This window comes from Mesorhizobium sp. M4B.F.Ca.ET.214.01.1.1 (assembly GCF_004791545.1).
In the GTDB taxonomy this organism is placed as follows: domain Bacteria; phylum Pseudomonadota; class Alphaproteobacteria; order Rhizobiales; family Rhizobiaceae; genus Mesorhizobium; species Mesorhizobium abyssinicae.
In genome coordinates this window covers 331,085-350,328 of sequence record NZ_SRUX01000006.1, presented here as the reverse complement: position 1 = coordinate 350,328, position 19,244 = coordinate 331,085, and the positions used below count along the sequence as shown (strand labels likewise).

16 protein-coding genes and 1 pseudogene are annotated in these 19,244 nt (G+C 59.9%); 1 reads left to right on the top strand and 16 read right to left on the bottom strand.

Going from position 1 to position 19,244, the window contains the following annotated elements; all coding sequences use genetic code 11:
* The 13 genes and pseudogenes from EN857_RS15140 to EN857_RS15080 all read right to left on the bottom strand — a co-directional run.
* Positions 1 to 207 (bottom strand): annotated as a pseudogene (locus tag EN857_RS15140) (adenylate/guanylate cyclase domain-containing protein); the annotation flags it as partial.
* 918 nt (positions 208 to 1,125) lie between these two features.
* Positions 1,126 to 1,548, bottom strand: a complete 423-nt coding sequence (locus EN857_RS34755) for a transposase (protein ID WP_259979747.1) — start codon at positions 1,546 to 1,548, stop codon at positions 1,126 to 1,128.
* The gene (locus EN857_RS15130; protein ID WP_236387765.1) at positions 1,514 to 3,334 is read right to left on the bottom strand and encodes an EAL domain-containing protein; all 1,821 of its coding nucleotides are present in this window, start codon (positions 3,332 to 3,334) and stop codon (positions 1,514 to 1,516) included. Before EN857_RS15130 ends, EN857_RS34755 begins: the two co-directional genes overlap by 35 nt.
* Before the next feature lie 256 nt (positions 3,335 to 3,590).
* Positions 3,591 to 4,772, bottom strand: coding sequence for a 5-demethoxyubiquinol-8 5-hydroxylase UbiM (ubiM, locus tag EN857_RS15125; protein ID WP_189350574.1), 1,182 nt, complete (start codon positions 4,770 to 4,772; stop codon positions 3,591 to 3,593).
* Positions 4,773 to 5,734: 962 nt separating this feature from the next.
* Entirely contained in the window at positions 5,735 to 5,890 is a 156-nt protein-coding gene (gene ccoS / locus EN857_RS15120) for a cbb3-type cytochrome oxidase assembly protein CcoS (RefSeq protein ID WP_084831491.1), read from the bottom strand.
* The gene (locus EN857_RS15115) at positions 5,887 to 8,175 is read right to left on the bottom strand and encodes a cation-translocating P-type ATPase (RefSeq protein ID WP_091595777.1); all 2,289 of its coding nucleotides are present in this window, start codon (positions 8,173 to 8,175) and stop codon (positions 5,887 to 5,889) included. The genes ccoS and EN857_RS15115 overlap by 4 nt, the downstream gene beginning before the upstream one ends.
* The gene (locus EN857_RS15110) at positions 8,172 to 8,669 is read right to left on the bottom strand and encodes a FixH family protein (RefSeq protein WP_091595779.1); all 498 of its coding nucleotides are present in this window, start codon (positions 8,667 to 8,669) and stop codon (positions 8,172 to 8,174) included. The genes EN857_RS15115 and EN857_RS15110 overlap by 4 nt, the downstream gene beginning before the upstream one ends.
* Positions 8,666 to 10,225, bottom strand: coding sequence for a cytochrome c oxidase accessory protein CcoG (ccoG, locus tag EN857_RS15105; protein ID WP_029354962.1), 1,560 nt, complete (start codon positions 10,223 to 10,225; stop codon positions 8,666 to 8,668). Before ccoG ends, EN857_RS15110 begins: the two co-directional genes overlap by 4 nt.
* Before the next feature lie 166 nt (positions 10,226 to 10,391).
* Positions 10,392 to 11,255: a cytochrome-c oxidase, cbb3-type subunit III gene (ccoP, locus tag EN857_RS15100; protein WP_029354960.1), complete on the bottom strand. Its 864-nt coding sequence runs from the start codon at positions 11,253 to 11,255 to the stop codon at positions 10,392 to 10,394.
* A gap of 2 nt (positions 11,256 to 11,257) precedes the next feature.
* Positions 11,258 to 11,407, bottom strand: coding sequence for a cbb3-type cytochrome c oxidase subunit 3 (locus tag EN857_RS15095; RefSeq protein WP_024502864.1), 150 nt, complete (start codon positions 11,405 to 11,407; stop codon positions 11,258 to 11,260).
* A gap of 11 nt (positions 11,408 to 11,418) precedes the next feature.
* Positions 11,419 to 12,150: a cytochrome-c oxidase, cbb3-type subunit II gene (ccoO, locus tag EN857_RS15090; RefSeq protein ID WP_091595781.1), complete on the bottom strand. Its 732-nt coding sequence runs from the start codon at positions 12,148 to 12,150 to the stop codon at positions 11,419 to 11,421.
* Positions 12,150 to 13,769, bottom strand: coding sequence for a cytochrome-c oxidase, cbb3-type subunit I (gene ccoN, locus EN857_RS15085; RefSeq protein ID WP_091595783.1), 1,620 nt, complete (start codon positions 13,767 to 13,769; stop codon positions 12,150 to 12,152). The genes ccoO and ccoN overlap by 1 nt, the downstream gene beginning before the upstream one ends.
* Before the next feature lie 499 nt (positions 13,770 to 14,268).
* Positions 14,269 to 15,012, bottom strand: a complete 744-nt coding sequence (locus EN857_RS15080) for a Crp/Fnr family transcriptional regulator (protein WP_091595785.1) — start codon at positions 15,010 to 15,012, stop codon at positions 14,269 to 14,271.
* Between the two features lie 151 nt (positions 15,013 to 15,163).
* On the opposite strand from EN857_RS15080, the gene hemN reads away from it, so the two are divergent.
* Entirely contained in the window at positions 15,164 to 16,513 is a 1,350-nt protein-coding gene (gene hemN / locus EN857_RS15075; RefSeq protein WP_091595897.1) for an oxygen-independent coproporphyrinogen III oxidase, read from the top strand.
* Positions 16,514 to 16,749: 236 nt separating this feature from the next.
* On the opposite strand, the gene EN857_RS15070 is transcribed toward hemN, so the two are convergent.
* Genes EN857_RS15070 through trbG form a run of 3 tightly spaced genes read right to left on the bottom strand, consistent with a single transcriptional unit; the run spans position 16,750 to position 19,244 of the window.
* Positions 16,750 to 16,992, bottom strand: coding sequence for a DUF2274 domain-containing protein (locus EN857_RS15070; RefSeq protein ID WP_029354949.1), 243 nt, complete (start codon positions 16,990 to 16,992; stop codon positions 16,750 to 16,752).
* 12 nt (positions 16,993 to 17,004) lie between these two features.
* Positions 17,005 to 18,219, bottom strand: a complete 1,215-nt coding sequence (locus EN857_RS15065; protein ID WP_091595787.1) for a TrbI/VirB10 family protein — start codon at positions 18,217 to 18,219, stop codon at positions 17,005 to 17,007.
* An 11-nt stretch (positions 18,220 to 18,230) separates the two neighbouring features.
* Positions 18,231 to 19,244, bottom strand: a complete 1,014-nt coding sequence (gene trbG, locus EN857_RS15060) for a P-type conjugative transfer protein TrbG (RefSeq protein ID WP_164746653.1) — start codon at positions 19,242 to 19,244, stop codon at positions 18,231 to 18,233.

The window sequence follows — 19,244 nt, the reverse complement described above, 5'->3', positions numbered from 1 at the left end:
CACCGCGTGGACTGCGCTGGCGAATCCGACAAGAAGGCTGTCGCCAGCGGAACCGACGATGCGTCCGTGCGATGCTGTGATCTTGGGCTCGATCACTTCAGCGCGAAGCCTCTTCAGCTGTGCAAGCCTGCCAACCTCGTCGGCTCCCATGAGGCGGCTGTAGCCGACGACGTCGGCAGCAAGAATTGCGGTGAGGCGTCGCTCCATGCCTGTGTCCTGCCTGCCCATAGGTCGAAGCTTCGGCACGGCGAGCGTATGCTAGTCCTACCGCGAATGCGAGCGTGCAGTGCCGACGCCAGCAGCGATCAACTCACCACGTCCTTTTGGCTTCCTCACATGGCGTGGTTTGTGGTCCGATCGCGGATGCTGCCGAAGGGCGACTTGGGGTCGGCTCACGACATCAGACCTTGGAGGTTGAACGTTCCGCTATCGTTTATTCTTGCACAAAAGCGGATTTATGGAGCACTCCAGACTACGCTGACCCCTACTCCCACTCAATCATCAATTAAGGCCGTACCTGATTGTTTCAATTACTTAATTTAAGTCACACAACCAGTGAGTACCGTCAAAAATACCGTCAGATTCTTACGCTGTTGAAAAGACTGAAACAATGTGGTCGCTGCCGCGGTATGCACACTTTTGATTGCATCATTTGCGAGCTGCCATTCGGCGAGGTAAAGCTGGAGTTCTCAGAACACAACAAGGACGGTGTTTGCTCATGCTCGACAGCTCTAGGTTCGAGTAGACGCGCGGCTGTATCGGGGGGAATGGGCTGGTAGGAAATGGATGTCGTGCCGCATCACTCTGTCGATCGACCAAGCTTCGCATTGCCTCATCTGCTGCTCGTGGCGATGGCCCCCGATCGGAGATGCGCTATAGGAACACGCGAATTTCGATTCTGCCCTCAACTCTCGGGACCACTCACTCTGAGTAACAACGTCACGCCGATCCCACCTTCCGACGCTATTTTGCGGCAATGCGGCCAGTAAGCGCCGCGCCCGTTCGCGATTTCCTAGTGGTGAAAGTCTGACATTTGGTACCCCACGCGTGGAGCAGCTTAGGCTGAAAGAGCACGTTGCACGACAAATAAACCGCCTATCAGCTAACCACGGACCAGATGGAAGGTCAGCCCCGCAAGGCGGTTTTGGATTTCCCCGAGACCTTGCCCAGTTCCGCTTCCCATAGATCGAAGGGGCTCGCGACAATGGCCACGGACTTTTCCTGACGCAGCGCGGCGCGGCTTCCAGCATCCTTGCCACGAACCTTGTCTCGACCTTCCACAATTCGGTCATGGCGGTGATCGAACCCGTCGCGGCCCTGCGAGATCCCGCTGATGTGCAGGTCGTAGAATTTGCGCCGCAGGTGAGCCCAGCACCCGGCGAGCCGGATTGTTTCATTGCTGCCGGCTTTGTCCCGTGCCTTGACCAGGTTGGTATAGGCCGAGTAGCCATCCACTTGCAGGATACCGCTGAACCCGGCGAGGTGGCGCGCGTGAGCGAATGGCGGATGCCGGTCACAACTCCTGGCGCTCTTTAACTGCCAAACCAAGCGCTTGGCTGAGTGGCACCGCCTTGGAGAACAGGAAGCCCTGAGCGGTTTTGCAGCCAAGCTTGTGCAGAGTTTGCCGATCCGCCTCTGTCTCGACGCCCTCGGCCATGACCTCGATCCCGAGCGTCCGACCAAGATCGATCACGGTTTTGACAAGCAGCCGATCCTCCCGCGATTTGGCTAAACCGCGAATGAAGCCCTGGTCTATTTTCACCTTCCTTATCCGACTGTCCTTGAGCGATGCCAACGTGGAAAAGCCGGTGCCGAAGACATCGAGCGCGATGGAAATGCCGGCATGTGAAAGCCGTCCGAGCTTTTCATCGACCCTGTCCGGGTCCACGGGCGATTCTTCTGTTATCTCAATTTCGAACATCGTTGCAGGGAGGTCCTTTGCCGCCAGACCATTCAGAACCATTTCGTCGATATCGCCGGCCTCCAATTCGCGCGGTGAAACGTTCATCGTCACACGAACATCACGACAGTCAGCTTTCACCAAGGCGTCGATAAAAGCGCAACATTCGGAAAATACAGCTTGAGTTAGCAGCTGGAGCATTCCGGTTTCGCGTGCCGCTGTCATGATTTCGGGCGGAGAGATGGAACCGTGAATCGGATGGGACCACCTTAGCAACCCTTCAAAACCGATCACAGCTTCGGTGTCGAGTCTTACGATTGGCTGGAACCAAGGGCCCAAGCTTCTCGTCTTTATCGCCGAATGAAGATCGCGTTCGATTGACTGGCGGCGTTGCAGTTCCCGGTCGAGCTCGGCATCGAACAGGCAAAATTCGTTCCTGCCACGGCGCTTAGCTGTGTAAAGGGCGATGTCCGCCCGCAACAACATTTCCGTCAGCCCCGGGTTTTTAGCCGAGTATATTCCTATGGATGCCCCGATCCGGACGGAGGCGACGCCAGGATAGGGGCGAGCAAGCTTGGATATGAGATTGGATGCGAGATTGCTGGGAGAAGGCGAATTTCTAAGCGAGGAAAAAACCAGCACGAATTCATCGCCACCGATGCGGGCGAGCGTTGAGCCCTCCGGTGCTTCTTCCTCTATTCGGCGGGCGATCCTGGCAAGCAGCTCGTCACCCGTTCTGTGACCGTAGGTATCGTTGACAGATTTGAACCCATCCAGATCAATCAGCATGGCCACAAAGGGCCCATCAGTGTTCTCAAACTGATCGATTGCATGTTCGAGGCCGCGCCTGTTGAGGAGCGCGGTAAGATGGTCCTCCCTGGAATTGCGCTCCATTTCCGCGGCAAGCCGCTCGGCTTGATGTCTCAGGCGGCTCGCGTCACGGAAGCGCGCTTGTCCAACGAACGAGGCTCGAGCCAGGCCGCCCTCGAAAAGCAGGACGGCAAAAGCCAGAATGTAGTTTTCCAGGGTTCCCTTCGTCAGCAAGCATGCGGCGGCAATGAGGAGTGGCGGTGTGATGAAGTATATCGCTGCCGCAGCATATGAGCTGCCGTACGTGACCGCGCCAGCTGAAATGCCCGCCAGAATTATTAGATGCAGCGATGCTTGAGACGTCGTGTACCCAGCCGTTAGGACGGCAAGGAATGACCAGGTGAATCCCGCCAGAAGAGCAAGCCTGCCAAACCAGCGAAGCCGCAGCCAAACCCGTGTCAGATCATCCTGGACTCCGGGTTCCTTCAGCTGATGACGGGCGAGTGCAAGGCGGGCGGCATTTATCGCATTAACGACCGAAAACCAGGCCGCGCCAGCAAGACCGTTCCCGGAAAGGGCCTGCACGGTCAAAATCAGCCCGGACAGCACAATGCTTATCGGCATTGAGACGAAAAGGCCTGCCCTCAGATCAGCGAGCTGGTCCTGAAGGATTCTCGCCTCCAGCGGATCTTCTTTTTCCAGGGCTGGACGGGTCAGCTTGCTTACTCCTGCTTGTCCGCAGCCTATGCAGCCCCCCTGAAGGACGGGTTAATTCTTCAATCGGAGATCAGCGTCGGGAGCAGGATTACTCCGGCGCATGATGCACTCTCTCCCATCGCTCGCCCAGCACATCGCGCAAAATGCAACTGCTGGTGCAGTATCACCGCTGGAGCTCCGCCGAAATCCCATGCCGGACAAGGGGAACATGTTGGGCAAAGCGAAGCCCCAGATGCCTTGCAAGCCGTGCCGCCAGGTGGTCTCTGGAGTAGAGTCCAACCAGTATGTTCGTTGCATGGTAGAGCGGCGCCGCCGACAGGCGCAGCCGCCTTTCGTATATGTGCAGCATGTCGGGGTCGCCAACATTGCGGCCGTCGCGGCACGCAGTCATGATTCCACGGGCGAGTTGCTTCTGGCTGCTGAGACCGATGTTGAATCCGTGAGCGGTCACCGGGTGCATGCCGATGGCAGCGTCGCCGATGAGTGCGGCGCTCGGGGCCCGGAATTTGTGCGCCCAGGTCGTGACCAGCGGATAGGTATGGCGCTTGCTTGCCAAGGTCATTTTTCCAAGGCGCCCTCGACACAGTTTCGTCAACTCCGACAGGAACAAATCGTCATCGAAGGCAAGCAGTCTATAGGCCTCGTTTGAGCGCAATGTGAGCAGCAGCGACGACACGCCCTCCGCGAGGGGCAATATCGCTATCGTCTGATGGTGATCGAACCATTCGATGGCGATCTGGTGGTGGGCGCGCTCGTGCCTCACTCGGCAAATCAGCATCGAGTGGCCAAGCCGGTTGATATCGGCGCCGATGCCCAGCAGATCACGCGTGGCGGACAAACGCGAATCCGCGGCAACAACAAGCCGAGCAGTTAAACGCGCGCCATTAGAGAGCGTTACGACTGCTCCTTCTTGGCTGTTTGTTGCATCGACGACCGAGTGGCCGCACAACAGCCGGGCGCGATCCTGCAAGCGGACGATTTTGAACAGCGCCTCGCGGATCCGGCAATTTGGAACCAAAACCCCCAGCGGTTCTCCAGAGTTGCTGGGAGGATCGAAACGAAGAGCGAATGCGCTCGAGCCGTTGAGCACGCGCGCGCCTTGAATTGCTGATTTGTCCGAAGCCGGGATGACATCCCAGGCGCCGAGCTCGCGAAGGGTTCTGATCGAAGCGTTGGTCAGCGCGATTTCGCGACCATCGAAAGCCGGATTCGCCAGACTATCGAATGTGTTCTGTTCAACAACTGCCACCTTGAGTTCGCTTTGGGCAAGCGACGCAGCGAACGAAAGGCCGACCGGCCCGGCTCCAACGACAACGATGTCAAAATTGTCGTCAGAGCCCATCAGCGTGCCGCCATCCCGTCGGCTATCCTCGTGTAACGGTGGAACTGAGCCGACTGACATCCGCTGAGCTCCGTGCCCGCCGCCAACGCGTATGATGCTCCGCAGCACATTGACATCACGAGGATCTTCGGCGCTGGATCCGAGCCTTGGAACATTTCTACGAAGTCAGCCCAAAGAAGGCTACCTCGCCCACTGGACGAAGCGATCCCGTCTCCATTGCCGTGCCCAGCGATGTGAAGCACGTCGCACTTCGCCTTGTTCGCTTGGACTACAGCCTCACGAAAATGCTTTCGGTCCAAAGCAATGTGGAGCTCCGCGCGGATGTTGACAGTCTTTAGCATCTTCTGTGTGATCGGTCCGTCCGCCCTGTCGGCGAAGTAGTCATTCGCGTTGTGGCAGTCGATGATGTGAACGGCGCTCATGGGATTCTGCCTATTATTATCGTCGTGACGAGTGGATACCACGTGCGGAACACCGTGATCTGCGCTGAGTTTCGGTGACCGCATTGCTGCAAGGCGCAGGGCCGGAAATTGGCATGGATCGGCAATGAAGCATGCAACCCATCAGAGGTGGACGCGTCTGGCCGCGATACATAAGTCATGCATTCTCCTTCGAAGACTGGCCTATAAAGCACCACTGATGCGAATATGACCCTGATCTGGATCAGCCAGGGCACGATCAACCGGCACTGGTAGTTCACGCTCGGGTGATCGATCGCGACGCTCAACTTGTTACCCGTGCGCACAGTGCGAAGCTCGTCCGGCCGCGCGAGGTACTCTCGCGGCATCAGCCGCCTCATACTGGGTGCATGGGAAGGCAGTCCTTCGCACGACAGTGGATTTTCACAAATCAATGTAGTGCCCAGCTTAGGTCAAGCTGGTCATGGAGCATGGACAGCTTGTTCCCGACCGAGCCGGCTCGACTGACGAGCGGGATCCGCGCATCTTATGCACAGCGGATTGAAATCAGCGTCCCGGTTTGTCGTCCCGATCAATTAGTATCCGCTCGGCGGCTCCGTCGAGATCTTCGTATTGACCGCTTCGCAATGCCCAGACGAAGCCGGACAGGCCCAGTGCACCCAGAAAAAGGGCCACTGGTATGAGATAGAGCAAGGTCGTCACGAGGATTGTGCCGAATAGCCGACTGCGGAGCGTCTGACTTTTTGAATAACTTGCACCGTCGCATTCGCCATGAAGCCGTGCAAGCGCAATGCGTTTCCAATAACAAGCAGCGATGAGGCAGACATGGCAATCGCCGCTATCAAAGGCGTGACGTGCCCGAGGATGGCGATTGGTACTGCCACCGCATTGTAGACGATTGCGATTGCGATGTTCTGCCGGATCAGGTTTCCTGCCTTGCGCGAGACGCCCAGGGCGAGCGGCACCGCCAGGAGGCTTTCGCGCAGGAAGACGAAGTCTGCCGCGTTGCGGCCAATGTCGACGGCGGTGGCCGGTGCGATCGAGACATGCGCCGCGCTCAGGGCCGGCGTATCGTTGAGGCCGTCGCCAACCATCAGAACCTTGTGCCCAACTTTCGCGAGGGTTTCGATGCGTTCGAGCTTGCCCGATGGCAGCAGGCACGGAACGAAGTCGTCGATATCCAGCAGCTTTGCCACTTCGGCGCAGGCTGCGGCGGTATCGCCCGACAGCATTTGCATCGACACCCCGGCATCGTTCAATCGCTTGATCGCCGCCGCCGCGTCGGCGCGCAGCGCATTCTCGAAATCGAAGGTCGCGACAATGAACCCGTCTTTTGTCAGGGCCGTTCCACCATAGCCATGTTTGCCTTCACCTCCGGTCCGGGCCTTCCATCCAGCCCATCCGCGTCGACCCAGCCGCCAGGTGCTTCCGGCGACAGTGGCTTCGATCCCGAACCCCGGATGCTCTGTGACGGCATCGAATTTGTGTTGCCCGCCAGGAGCGGCAAAGCCGGTCATGGCCTTTGAAAACGGGTGACGCGAATGCGCGGCCATGTCGGCGGCGATTGCCAGCATGCCCGGATCAATCGAGTCCGCATTGACCAGCCGGGGCTGGCCGAGCGTGAGCGTGCCGGTCTTGTCGAACACGGCAGTATCGATCGCCGCGAGGCGCTCCATGGCCGAACCGTCCTTGACCATGATACCGCTCTCGAAAAGCCGCCGCGCCGCGACCACTTGGACGATCGGCACGGCGAGGCCGAGCGCGCAGGGGCATGTGATGATGAGAACAGCGATGGCGATCGTCATCGCCCGGTGCCAGTCGCCGGTCGCCGCCATCCAGCCCAGGAATGTCACGAAGGCGGTGAGATGAACCAGGGGCGCGTAGAGTGCCGACACGCGATCAGCGATGCGGCGATAGTGCGCGCGACCGCCCTCGGCGGATTCCATCAGCCGAACCATCTCCGCCAGGAACGAATCCTTTGCGGCGGCTGTCGCCTGGATCGTCAGCGGGCCGGTAAGATTGAGCACGCCGGCCTGTACTGCTTCGCCCGGCGCCACGTTTTTCGGCGTGCTTTCGCCTGAGGCCAGCGAGCAGTCGAGATCCGACGTTCCCTGGATGATCTTGCCGTCGACGGGGATCCTCTCACCGGCCGCGATCAACAACCGCATGCCTGGTTCGATCTCGCCGACCGGCAGATAGTCGCGCGCGCCGTCGCCGCGCATCACCATTGCGCCACGCGCGGCCATCTGAGACAGGCCCTTCACGGCAGTCCGGGCACGCTCCCGCATCACATGATCCAGCGTGCGCCCGATCAAAAGGAAGAACAGCAGCGATACCGACGCGTCGAAATAGGCGTGGTCGCCATGATTGATCGTCTCATAGAGGCTCATGGCATAGGCGAGCGAAACACCGACCGCGATGGGCACGTCCATATTCATGCGACCATGGCGCAAAGCATTCCAGGCCGAACGGAAGAAGATTCCGCCGGCGAAGGCGAGGGCAGGAATGGCGATCAGCGCCGAGACCCAGTGAAACAGGTCGCGGGTAGCACCTTCGGCGCCGGACCAGACAGAGACCGAAAGCAGCATGATGTTCCCCGCCGCAAAGCCGGCAACAGCGACAGCGCGGATCAGTTCGGCAAGCGTCTTGTCCTTGTCATCGACCTCGGGTGTGAACAGATGCGCCTCGTAGCCCAGCCTGCCAAGCGCGGCGACGAAGGGTGGCACCTCGTCTCCTCGCCACCGGACCGCGACCCGCTTCGTCGACAGGTTGACGCGCGCGCTTTCGACGTGATCGAGCTTTCCAAGTGCCGCCTCGATCGTCTGGATACAGGCGGCGCAATGAACCGTCGGCACTGAAAGATCGGTCTGCCGAAGATCATCGCCAAGCGATCGGCTCGCCAACCTGATCTCCTGGCTGGATGGCAGGACCGACGTGGCGCCGTTCAGATCCAGCGCCATTTCAGCGCCCGGTGCACAACAGCTCATTGCAGCGCTCCATGAGAAATCATAATCCTGCGGACGTCGCGATAGGGTCGTGTCAGGCCGGCATCGGTGTCGACTTCGACGATCCAGACGCCGTCCTTCGGCATATGCTGGGCGGCGAACTCCTGGCCGGAGGCGAGGGCGAGCGTGACGGACTTGTCCTCTTTCTCGTAGGCGGGATGACGAAACAGCACCTTGACGCCGTGCAGAGGAACCGGCTTGCCTGCAGCGTCGGAGAGGCTGTAGCGGACTTCGCCCCATGCGATGGTCAGCTTGCCGGTCCAACCGAGCGCTGCTTGAGCGCGGCCGGCCTCGGCCTCCTTGTTGAATTGCTGGCTGGCCACATAGGTGTTCTCGACGACGAGGCCGGTCCAACTCGTATTGGCGAGCGTGGCCATGGTCAGGTTGACCGCGATGACCACCCCGAAGAAGGTGAGAATGATGGCCAGCATGTGCCTGCCGGTGAATTCGCGAGGCTTTTGGGCATTGGCGGTCATTTGGCGGCCTCTGGCGCGTTGAATGTGGCGGCGTACTCGTTCGACTCGAAGCTCGCCTTATCCTCGACACGGAACTTGAAGGTCTGTGCCGGGGCGTGGATCTGGTCCGCCGGTTGGCGAACGAAGACCTTCAACGTTTTCAGGCGGTCGGGTTCGACCGGGATGGCGAAAGACCGGCCGGCCGGGATGTCGTCGCCGACGACGACCATGTCGGCACCCTCCAGACCCTGCATGGTGACGACGATTGTCCTTGGCTCAGGGATCATGTTGAGCAGCTTGACGCTATAGCCATTGCGGATGGAGCCATCGGATAGTGTGACGAATTGCGGATTGCGGTCATGCAGCACGTTCAGTTCGAGCCGATCGCGCGTCAGCAGCGAATAGAGCAGGCCCAGCCCGATCAGCGACCACAAGCCCATGTAGACGTAGGTGCGCGGCCGGAAGATCTTGCGAATGTGAAAATGCGCCACCTGATCGGAGAAGGTGCCGACAGCAGTCCTGACCAGCGACGGATTGATTGAACTGGAGCCGCCTGCGGTCGCCAGCATCATGTTGGCGTTGTAGTCGGAGAGCGTCGCGTAGGAGATCAGCCCGCGCTCCTTGCCGAGCTTGTCCATGACGCCGTCGCAGGCGTCGATACACAGCGCGCAGGTAATGCATTCGAGCTGCTGGCCGTCGCGAATGTCGATTCCCATTGGGCAGACCGCGACGCAGGCATTGCAGTCGACGCAGTCGCCGACGGACTGCCCCGAGGCTTGCACCTTCTTGGCGTGGCGCGATCGCGGCTCGCCGCGCCAGTCATTGTAGGTGACGGTGAGCGAATTCTCATCGAGCATGGCTGCCTGGATGCGCGGCCATGGGCACATATAGGTGCAGACCTGTTCGCGCATCAGGCCGCCGAAGGTGTAGGTCGTCGCCGTCAGCACGGCGATGGTGATGTAGGCGACAGGTGCGGCGGTACCGGTGAAAAGCTCGCCCACAAGTGTTGGTGCATCAGCGAAATAGAAAATCCAGGCGCCACCGGTCGCCGCCCCTATGACAAGCCAGATGGCGTGTTTCGAGACCCGCAGCATCAGCTTGCGGGCGGTCCAGGGGCCGGCATCGAGTTTCATGCGGGCGTTGCGGTCCCCCTCAATCGCACGCTCGACGACAAGGAACAGATCGACCCACACGGTCTGCGGACATGCATAGCCGCACCAGGCACGGCCGACAGCAGAGGTAATCAGGAAAAGTCCAACACCGGCCATGACCAGGAGGCCGGCCACATAGAAGAATTCCTGCGGCCAGATCTCGATGAAGAAAAAGTAGAAGCGCCGATTGGTGAGATCGAGCAGCACGGCCTGGTCCGGGGCAAATGGGCCACGATCCCAATGCAGCCACGCAGTCAGGTAATAGATGCCAAGTGTGATCGTCATCACCAGCCATTTGAAGCGGCGAAAGTTGCCCGAGGCGCGCTTCGGAAAGATCTTTTGACGCGCGGCATAAAGGGGCTTGCGGGTTTTGGCGGCATTGACAGTTTCTGTTTCGAGCCGTGTCAACTGCGTCTTGTCACGCACGTGCAACTCCACTTTCCCAGCCAATGTCAGGGGCACCTGTCGAAAAGCCTCGCGGTAGGACAGCCTTGCCGGGTTGTGCAGATCGCATTAGGAATGGTGTCGAGGCCCGGCTCGCGCCGGGCCTCGTCCGCTTGGCAGGGGTGACCGAAGAATAGGGCTTCCATTCCTATTCTCCGCCGCCAAGCGAATGGACATAAACTGCAAGTTCCTTGACCTTGATCTCGCCGAGACGGCCAACCCAGGCCGGCATGACGCCCTGCTTTGGCGCACGAACCTGGGCGGCGATGGCCGTCTCGCCGGACCCGTAAAGCCAGATCGCGTCAGTCAGGTCGGGGGCGCCGAATTCCCTGTTGCCTTTTGCATTGTCGCCGTGACAAGCGACGCAGTTCTCGGCAAAGACCTTGGCGCCGGGTTGGATCAGACTTGCATCGCGGACCTTGCCGGAAAGGCTGGCCACGTAGGCGCTGACTTGTGCGATCTGGTCGGCGGTGATGATGTCGCCGAAGGCCGGCATTTCTGACAGTCGCGTGTCCGGATCGGAAGCAAAGCGGAGGCCGTGCGTGATCGTCTGCTTGATCTGGTCGGGGCTGCCGCCCCAGAGCCAGTCATCGTCATTCAGGTTGGGAAAGCCCTTCGACCCCTGAGCGCCGGAGCCGTGGCATTGCGTACAGTTGACCTTGAACGCGGCAGCCCCGGCAGCGACCGCGAATTCGCGCAAGGCATCGTCGGTCAAGATCTCCGAGACGCTCTTTGCCTGGATGGCTGCAACATACTTGCCCTTGGCGGCCTCGGCCGCGGCAAGGTCGTTCTTGACGTCCTTACGGCTTGAATAGCCGAGCATGCCCTTGGTTGCCGAGGTCAGCATCGGCCATGCCGGGTATGCGGTCGTATAGACGAGCGCCCACGCTATGGTGACGTAGAAGGTAATCACCCACCATCGCGGCAGAGGATTGTTGAGCTCCCTGATGCCGTCCCATTCATGGCCGGTGGTTGAGACGCCGGAGACCTCATCGATGTGCTCGTCGCTCATGATCACTCGTCCTCGAGCGGAATGCGGGCAGCTTCGTCGGCCAGCCTTCGGCTGCCGGGGCGTAGGGCAAAGGCGATGCACCCGACGAAGAACAGCGCCATCGCAACCAGGCCCCAGCTGTCGGCAAACGCCCGCATCAAATTGTAGGTCATCAGCGTTCTCCTCAGCGGTAGCCGGCGGCTTCGTCGTAATTTTTGAAGTCGACCAGTGTGCCAAGCATCTGCAGGTAGGCGAGCAGGGCATCCATTTCGGTGACCTGTTGCGGGTTGCCGTCGAAGTCGCCGATCTTGACTTTGGGGTAACGCGCCTCAAGGCCTGATGTGTCGGCATTGGGATCGGCCTGCGCCGCCAGATCCGCATTGGCGTGCGCGATCATGTCATCGGTGTAAGGGACGGCTACACGCCTGTTGGCGACCAGATGCGTCGAGAAATCCTTCACGTCGATCGGCGTGTCTTTCAGGAACCCATAGCTCGGCATGATCGATTCCGGCACCACCGAGCGCGGGTCGGTAAGATGCGCGACATGCCATGCATTCGAGTAGCGGTCGCCAACTCTGGCGAGATCCGGCCCGGTGCGCTTCGATCCCCACTGGAAGGGGTGATCGTACATGGACTCGGCAGCCAGGCTGTAGTGGCCATAGCGCTCAACTTCGTCGCGGAACGGCCTGATCATCTGGCTATGGCAGAGAAAGCAGCCCTCGCGCATATAGATGTTGCGCCCGACAAGTTCGAGCGGCGAATAGGGGCGCATGCCTTCCACCTTCTCGATCGTATTGTCGAGATAGAAGAGAGGCGCTATCTCGACGATACCGCCGACCGTCACCACGAGCAGCGAGCCAACGAGAAGAAGCGTGGCGTTCTTCTCGATGATTGCGTGTTTGTCCATCAAGCCCATTACCTGGCTCCTGATCGCGCAGGTCGGATGGCGACGGGGCTCGGCATCGGCTCCTCCTCGCGCTGGTGGCCGAGGATGGTCATGGTGATGTTCCAGGCCATGATAAGGGCGCCGGAGAGGTACATGGCCCCACCGATGGCGCGCATGACGTAGTATGGGTGCATGGCAGCGACGGTTTCGGCGAAGGAATAGACCAGGAAGCCCTGCTGGTCGTATTCACGCCACATCAGGCCCTGCATGATGCCTGACACCCACATGACCGAGGCGTAGACGACGATCCCGAGTGTCGCCAGCCAGAAGTGCCAAGTGACGAGCCGCAGCGAGTAGAGCCGGTGACGGTTCCAGAGCTTCGGCACCATGTAGTAGATTGCGCCGAACGAGATCATGCCAACCCAGCCGAGCGCGCCCGAATGGACGTGGCCGATGGTCCAGTCGGTATAATGCGACAGCGAATTGACCGCCCTGATCGCCATGATCGGGCCTTCGAAGGTCGACATGCCATAGAAGGCGACGGCCATCACCATCATGCGGATGATCGGATCGGTGCGCAGCTTGTCCCAGGCGCCGGACAGCGTCATCAGGCCGTTGATCATGCCGCCCCAGGACGGCATCCACAGCATGATCGAGAACGCCATGCCGAGCGTCTGCGCCCAATCTGGCAAGGCGGTGTAGTGCAGGTGATGCGGGCCAGCCCAGATGTAGAGAAAGATGATCGCCCAGAAATGGACGATCGACAGCCGGTACGAATAGACTGGCCGGTTCGCCTGCTTGGGCACGAAATAATACATCATGCCAAGGAAGCCGGCGGTGAGAAAGAAGCCGACCGCGTTGTGGCCGTACCACCATTGGGTCAGCGCGTCCTGGACCCCGGAAAAGGCGGAGTAGCTCTTGGAGCCCAGGAACGAGACTGGCATCGACAGGTTGTTGACCACATGCAGCATCGCGATGGTCACGATGAACGACAGGTAGAACCAGTTGGCGACGTAGATATGCGGTTCCTTGCGCTTCAGGATCGTGCCAAGGAACAGAATGAGGTAGGCGACCCAGACGATGGTCAGCCAGACATCCACATACCATTCGGGTTCGGCGTACTCGCGGCCCTCGGTGATGCCGAGCAGATAGCCGGTCGCGGCCATGACGATGAACAGCTGGTAGCCCCAGAAGACGAACCAGGCGAGATCACCGCCGAAGAGGCGGGCGCGGCAGGTGCGCTGCACGACATACAGAGACGTGCAAAGCAGCGCGTTGCCACCGAAGGCGAAGACGACACCGGATGTATGCAGCGGCCGCAAACGGCCGAAATTGAACCAGGGCTGGATGTTGAGATCGGGATAGGCGAGCTGAAGCGCGATCACCACGCCGACCAGCATCCCGACGACACCCCAGAACACGGTGGCGATCGCGCCGTAGCGGATCGGACCATCCATGTAAGCGGATGGGTCAATCGGAGCTGCTGGCTTGAACTCCGTGTTGCGCAACAGGATCGCAGTGAAACCAGCCACTGCGAAGAACAACACCCACATATGTCGGCGGAAAGGTTCATCCACGCCGAAGCCGGCGGCCACCAGGGCCGCAAAAGCGAACACGCTTAGAAGGACGATCTCTGTGCCGAATTTCATTGCAGATCCCGATCTCGAATCTGGTGGATGCCAAATCCGCAGCGCACTAATTGCGCAGCCGCCGCCCCCTCGCCCTGATCTATGTCAGGCCGCACGATTTTGTGTCGGCGGCGCAATCAGCAGGTGGCGAATGAACGAGGAACGCAGCGCGGGCTCACCCCCTCATGGAAGGCGTTCCCTGGGTTGGGCGGGCGCAGACGCGATCGATTGAGGCGAAAGCTGAGGCTCTGCGACGCGTTGGATGCTATTGCCGATGCCCTGCCAAACGTTGTTCGGATCCCATTGGAAACGAACGCGATCGTTCGGCCGAGCCGTGGCAGCTTAAGGACCGTGCTTCGCCGGTATGTGCCGAAACACACCTGGCGATTGGTCGTCGTCCCTATCAAAGCCCGAAAGCTGTCTGTCTCGACCGTGACGCCGCTTCTTCGAAGGCGCGGCGACATCGCATTAGAAGGCAAGCACGGCCCGCCCCGGAGCCATGCGACATGGGCCTCGCCGCTTAGGGCCGCTCGCGTCCGCCGCCACAGCGCTTCTCCAGACGGCTTATGCTGTCCACCGTCACATGGCGTGCGTTCTCAATCCGAATCACCCCGTCAGCCCGCAATCGCGTCAGTTGGCGGCTCACGGTTTCGTTGGTAATTCCAAGGAAATCAGAGATTTCGGCACGCGTCAGCGGCAGATCGAAGGACGCTGACCTGGAAGCCGCGTCGAGACTGGAATCGATATTCCGGGCCATCATGAGGAGAAAACTCGCCACCTTTTCCGGAGCTGTCTTGCGCCCCAGCGTCACCATCCACTCGCGCGCCTCATCGAGTTCATTCAGCGTCTGTTTGAGCAGGCGATGCTCGAATTCCCGTGACGCCTTCATCATCCGTTCGACGGCCGCTCGCGGAAACGAGCACAGCGTGACTGCTGTTGCCGCTTCCGCATTGATCGAGCTTTCCACCTTGAAAGGACGTCCCAGAAAATTCGGTGCAAACTGGAGACCGACGATCTGCTGGCGCCCATCCGACAGGCTCTTTGATAGCTTTACCACGCCTGAAAGCACGTTCGAGTAGCTGTCGACGTTCTGTGCCTCGCCGGTCAACTCCATTCCTGACTCGATCCGGCGACGCGAGCAAGTCTTGGCGAGCCCAACCAAATTGTCTGGATCGAGCGCACCGCAGACACCGCGACGCCGTGCCTCGCAAGGGAGGCAAAGAACAGGAATGCCGGAAGTATGAATGTCTTGCCGAAAGGTCATGCGTTCGCTTTACCCGATCCTAACTGCCGGCAGGATACCCATCCAGGGTAGAGAAGTCCTGCGGCGGTTTGTCCATGCGCGCGGCTGATCGAGATCAGGGTCTGCTTCAGCGATGCGTGCAGTGTTCGGCGGGCAACACGGTGAACGCGAGATGCAATCGGAAATAGCTGTCAAACTCAGCGAGAACGTCCCACGCTACACAAGCTATCCGACGGCGCCGCATTTCCATTCCGGGGTCGATGCTGCCATTTACCGTGGCTGGTTGGAGGCGCTGGAAAGTGGCGACGAAATCTCGCTGTATTTGCACATTCCTTACTGCGACAAGCTCTGCTGGTTCTGCGCCTGTCACACCAAGCAGACGCACCAATATGAGCCGGTGGCCGCTTATCTGCGCTCGCTGAATGCCGAAATCGTCACGATTGCCGGTCTGGTGAGCGGCAAGGCACATGTCCGTGCAATCCACTTCGGTGGCGGTTCGCCAACGATGCTGAGGCCCGATGACATGGTTGCTCTTGGAGCGGCCTTGCGGGACAGCTTCGACCTTCTCCCGGATGCTACGGTCAGCATCGAAATCGGAACCAACGACATGGACAAGGCGCGCCTTGATGCGCTTGCTCAAATCGGCGTAACGCGGGCGAGCCTCGGCGTGCAGGATTTCGATCCGCAAGTGCAAAAAGCAATTAATCGTGAGCAAAGTTTTTTGCAGACCAAGGCAGTCGTCGACGGGGTTCGTTCGCGGGGCGTTGAATCGGTCAATCTGGACCTGCTCTACGGGCTCCCGAATCAGACACGCGAGACGATCTGTTCCACGGTGGCGCAGGCACTGACCTTGGAACCAGACCGGATGGCTCTGTTCGGCTACGCACATGTGCCCTGGTTCAAGAAGCATCAGACGATGATCGACGAGGCATGGCTGCCGAGTCCCACCGAGCGTTTCGCCCAATCTCAACTCGCGGCGCGGGCAATTGTCGCCAAGGGATATGAGGCAATAGGACTCGATCATTTCGCGAAGCCCGACGATGCGCTGGCCATAGCGGCCCGCGCAGGGGTTTTGCATCGCAATTTTCAGGGCTACACCGAGGATCGCTGCCCGACACTGATCGGACTTGGCCCTTCGTCCATCGGTCGTTTTCGCCAAGGCTACGTGCAGAACATGGCTTCGACTGCCGGGTACGGGCGCATGGTTGCGGATGGCGGGTTGGCTGCCGTCCGGGGCGTTGCCCTTTCCGACGACGATCGCGTCCGTGGCTGGATAATCGAGCGGCTGATGTGTGATTTTGCCTTCTCGGCAGTCGATCTGGTGGAGCGGTTCGGCAAAGCCGGCGAGAAGCTCCTTCATCGCTCGAGGTCCATCGCCCTCCACGATCCTGCCCGAGCGCTTGAATTCGATGGCGACAGTTTCGTCGTACGGGCTGAAAGTCGCCCCTTCGTTCGAACCATCGCGGCCAAGTTCGATACATATTTCAAAGGGGGAACGGCGAGGCACTCGGTGGCGGTCTGAGCAAAGCACAGTGCGCTCGCCGTTTGGTCGATCGCGAACCAGCTGCGTTTCATTTTGACCGCTCATAGGCGACTACCGCATCCAATCGAAAATGCAAACTTAGGCTGTTGCGCGGTATTTCCTTCCACATCCTCTCTTACGCATACCTGCATTCCAAGGTGTTTGATCCTATGCTTCGCGAGGAGCAGGTAGGCCGCGACAGCTAGGCAATGTTCCAGCTGCCTCTAGCGGAGGAGTCACGATTTTTCGGCAAGCTCCGTCGGCAGACCTTCTTTTCGGGCCTTGGCAAAGGCTCGGTCGCCTTCCAGAAACGCCGCCAGCATGAAAGGGATGAGTTCTGCCACGGTTTCAGACTGACGATAGGTCTGACGGTAAAGTGCAGCATACTCCTTGAGTGTTTGGCCCAGCTCCGCGCTGACGGTAATGGTGATCTTCGAAGCTGTTCGGTCTGGAAGCTTTCCAAGTTTCAGGTCAGCCATGGTAACTCCTGCTCAACTCGCGTATGGCCGCAGCACGATGTCCTTGTGCACGATGACGCGCAGTGGCCAACCTGGGCGGACGATGATGGTGGGCTGGATATTGAGGTTTTTTTCGGTGATGCGCTGGCCGGCTCGACTGGCGTTCTGCTGGGCTGATTCCCGGATCGCCTTGACCAGATCGCTCTCGTTTTCGCCGAGGCTGAATTCCGTGCCGACACCGAGCAATGTGGCAAGCGCCACCCCCTTGATCAGCTGCCAGGTGTGGAAATCGACTTTGTCTTCCAGCCCTGCGTAGCCGGCGGTGTCGCTCGCGGGCAGATTGTCGATTTCGACCGACGAGCCGTCGGGCAGCAGAATGCGCTGCCAGACCAGCAGCGCTCGCTTTTGCCCGAACGCGACGACGCTGTCGTAGACGCCGATAAGACGTGAGCCCTGCGGAATCAGCAATATGTTGCCCGTGACCGTGTCGTGCACATTCTCGGTGACTTGCGCGACGACAAGGCCCGGCAAATCGGAATTGATGCCGGTGATCAGGCTGGCGGCAATCACGCTGCCAGCCATCAGTTGATACGGCGAGATCGGCGTCTGCAGCGCATGCGGATTGTAGATCCCGCCAGTGCTCCGCTGGCTGAGGAAATCAAGCTTTCGCTGCTGATTGTTCTGGTCGCCTTCCGCCGGCGCCACCGAGGCTGACGCGCGTGCTGCTTCGGATTGGGGAAGTGCCTCAAATGGATGCTGAGCAGTTTGCACGCTCTCACCGACATCTGTCTGTTGAGCTCGATTTTCGACGCGGAAAAGCACCTGCGATTCACGCGCTTCGATCGCCTGCTGCGCTAGACGCTGCTCCTCGGCCGAGATGTCTTGACCCGGCACGATGCCGAGCTGGCGCTGCCGCTCGAGGATGGGGCGACCGAGGTCGCCCGGCAAAGGTGGCCCAAGGACGGGAGGCTTCGGCTTCATGCCGGAATAGTCATGGGGAAGCGTATCGAGTCCCTCGACGGTTGGTTTGCGCTCAGTGCTGTAGGGATCTTCCGCCTGATCCCTGATGCGAAGGGCCGGCCCCTGGAGCGCCATCATGGCAACGCCGAACACAGCGCCGGATCCGAGCGCTGCGATCGCGATGATCACACCGCGCCTGAACCGCACCACGCGGCGGGGAGAGGCCCGAAGCTGCAGTTCCTCGGGATCCAGTTTCGGCGGGATGCCAGAGCGGGAATTTTCGATCATGAGCCCTCACCTCACCGGCTGGAACGCGAAAAGAGCGAGATCCGCCGTAGCGGTTGCCTGTCGTCAATCCTGCTGATGCGGATCACCTGCTGCTGCTTGGTGCCGAGGCGAAGTTCGGCCGCGGCGAAGAGCCGATCGACGATGTAATAGTTGCCGCGCACGCGATAGTTGACGAGCTCGCTGCTCCCATCTGCGCCGACGATGAAGAGTGGTGGCGCCTCGCCCTGATCTATGCGACGAGGGAACTCAATATAGACCTTGCTGCCGTCGTCGAAGGCTCGCGTCGGTCTCCAGGGCGGTGTGTCGCCACTGATCGAGTAGCGAAAGCGAAGGTTTTCGAGCGCGATATTCGACGCGACCGGTGTAACTGCCTCGGCTTGAGCATTGCGCTGGCGAAGCGCGATGATCTGGTCTTGGCTGTAGGTCCAGGAGATTGCCGCCATTGCTGTCTTCTCGGTGCTTTGAAGCTGCAAATGATAGGTCCGCCGGTCCGTCGTAATGACGACATTGGTGGCAAGACCCGGCGCGAAGGGTTTCACCAGAACATGGGTGCGCTGATTGTCACCGGTGCCGCTTGCGGTATCGCCTATGACCCAGCGCACGGTGTCGCCAGCCGACACGGCGGTTAGTTTCTCGCCCGGCTGCAGAGCGATGTCGGTCACGCGCTCCGGCGCGGCATAGAGCTGATAAAGCGCGCCATCGGTGAAGGGGTAGACTTGCACGGCATTAACATACCCGTACTTGGTGGGTTGCTGGGTCGCGGCTTTGTTGGCATCAGCGACGCGTTCTTCAGGGGGGCGCTTGTCCTCGGCCTTGCCGGACTCGGGCTGCAATTGGCCAGGCAGCGGCAGTGGTTTTGGCACCTCGACAATTCTAATCGGCCTCTCCGGCGCCTTCTCGATCGCGGCCGGTTTGAAGTCAGCAGCGTCATAGGAAATCTCAGGCGGCGGCACCTTCTTCGATGCACAAGCGGAAACGACCGCTGCCGACACCGATAGGATCAGCACGGCACGAATCGGTGACAT

Bases quoted from the DNA above. Each gene is read 5' to 3' on its own strand.
- EN857_RS15130 (WP_236387765.1), bottom strand. From the start codon at position 3,334: ATGCCGATAAGCATTGTGCTGTCCGGGCTGATTTTGACCGTGCAGGCC.
- EN857_RS15115 (WP_091595777.1), bottom strand. From the start codon at position 8,175: ATGAGCTGTTGTGCACCGGGCGCTGAAATGGCGCTGGATCTGAACGGC.
- EN857_RS15110 (WP_091595779.1), bottom strand. From the start codon at position 8,669: ATGACCGCCAATGCCCAAAAGCCTCGCGAATTCACCGGCAGGCACATG.
- ccoP (WP_029354960.1), bottom strand. From the start codon at position 11,255: ATGAGCGACGAGCACATCGATGAGGTCTCCGGCGTCTCAACCACCGGC.
- EN857_RS15095 (WP_024502864.1), bottom strand. From the start codon at position 11,407: ATGACCTACAATTTGATGCGGGCGTTTGCCGACAGCTGGGGCCTGGTT.
- ccoO (WP_091595781.1), bottom strand. From the start codon at position 12,150: ATGGGCTTGATGGACAAACACGCAATCATCGAGAAGAACGCCACGCTT.
- ccoN (WP_091595783.1), bottom strand. From the start codon at position 13,769: ATGAAATTCGGCACAGAGATCGTCCTTCTAAGCGTGTTCGCTTTTGCG.
- EN857_RS15080 (WP_091595785.1), bottom strand. From the start codon at position 15,012: ATGACCTTTCGGCAAGACATTCATACTTCCGGCATTCCTGTTCTTTGC.
- hemN (WP_091595897.1), top strand. From the start codon at position 15,164: ATGCAATCGGAAATAGCTGTCAAACTCAGCGAGAACGTCCCACGCTAC.
- EN857_RS15070 (WP_029354949.1), bottom strand. From the start codon at position 16,992: ATGGCTGACCTGAAACTTGGAAAGCTTCCAGACCGAACAGCTTCGAAG.
- EN857_RS15065 (WP_091595787.1), bottom strand. From the start codon at position 18,219: ATGATCGAAAATTCCCGCTCTGGCATCCCGCCGAAACTGGATCCCGAG.
- trbG (WP_164746653.1), bottom strand. From the start codon at position 19,244: ATGTCACCGATTCGTGCCGTGCTGATCCTATCGGTGTCGGCAGCGGTC.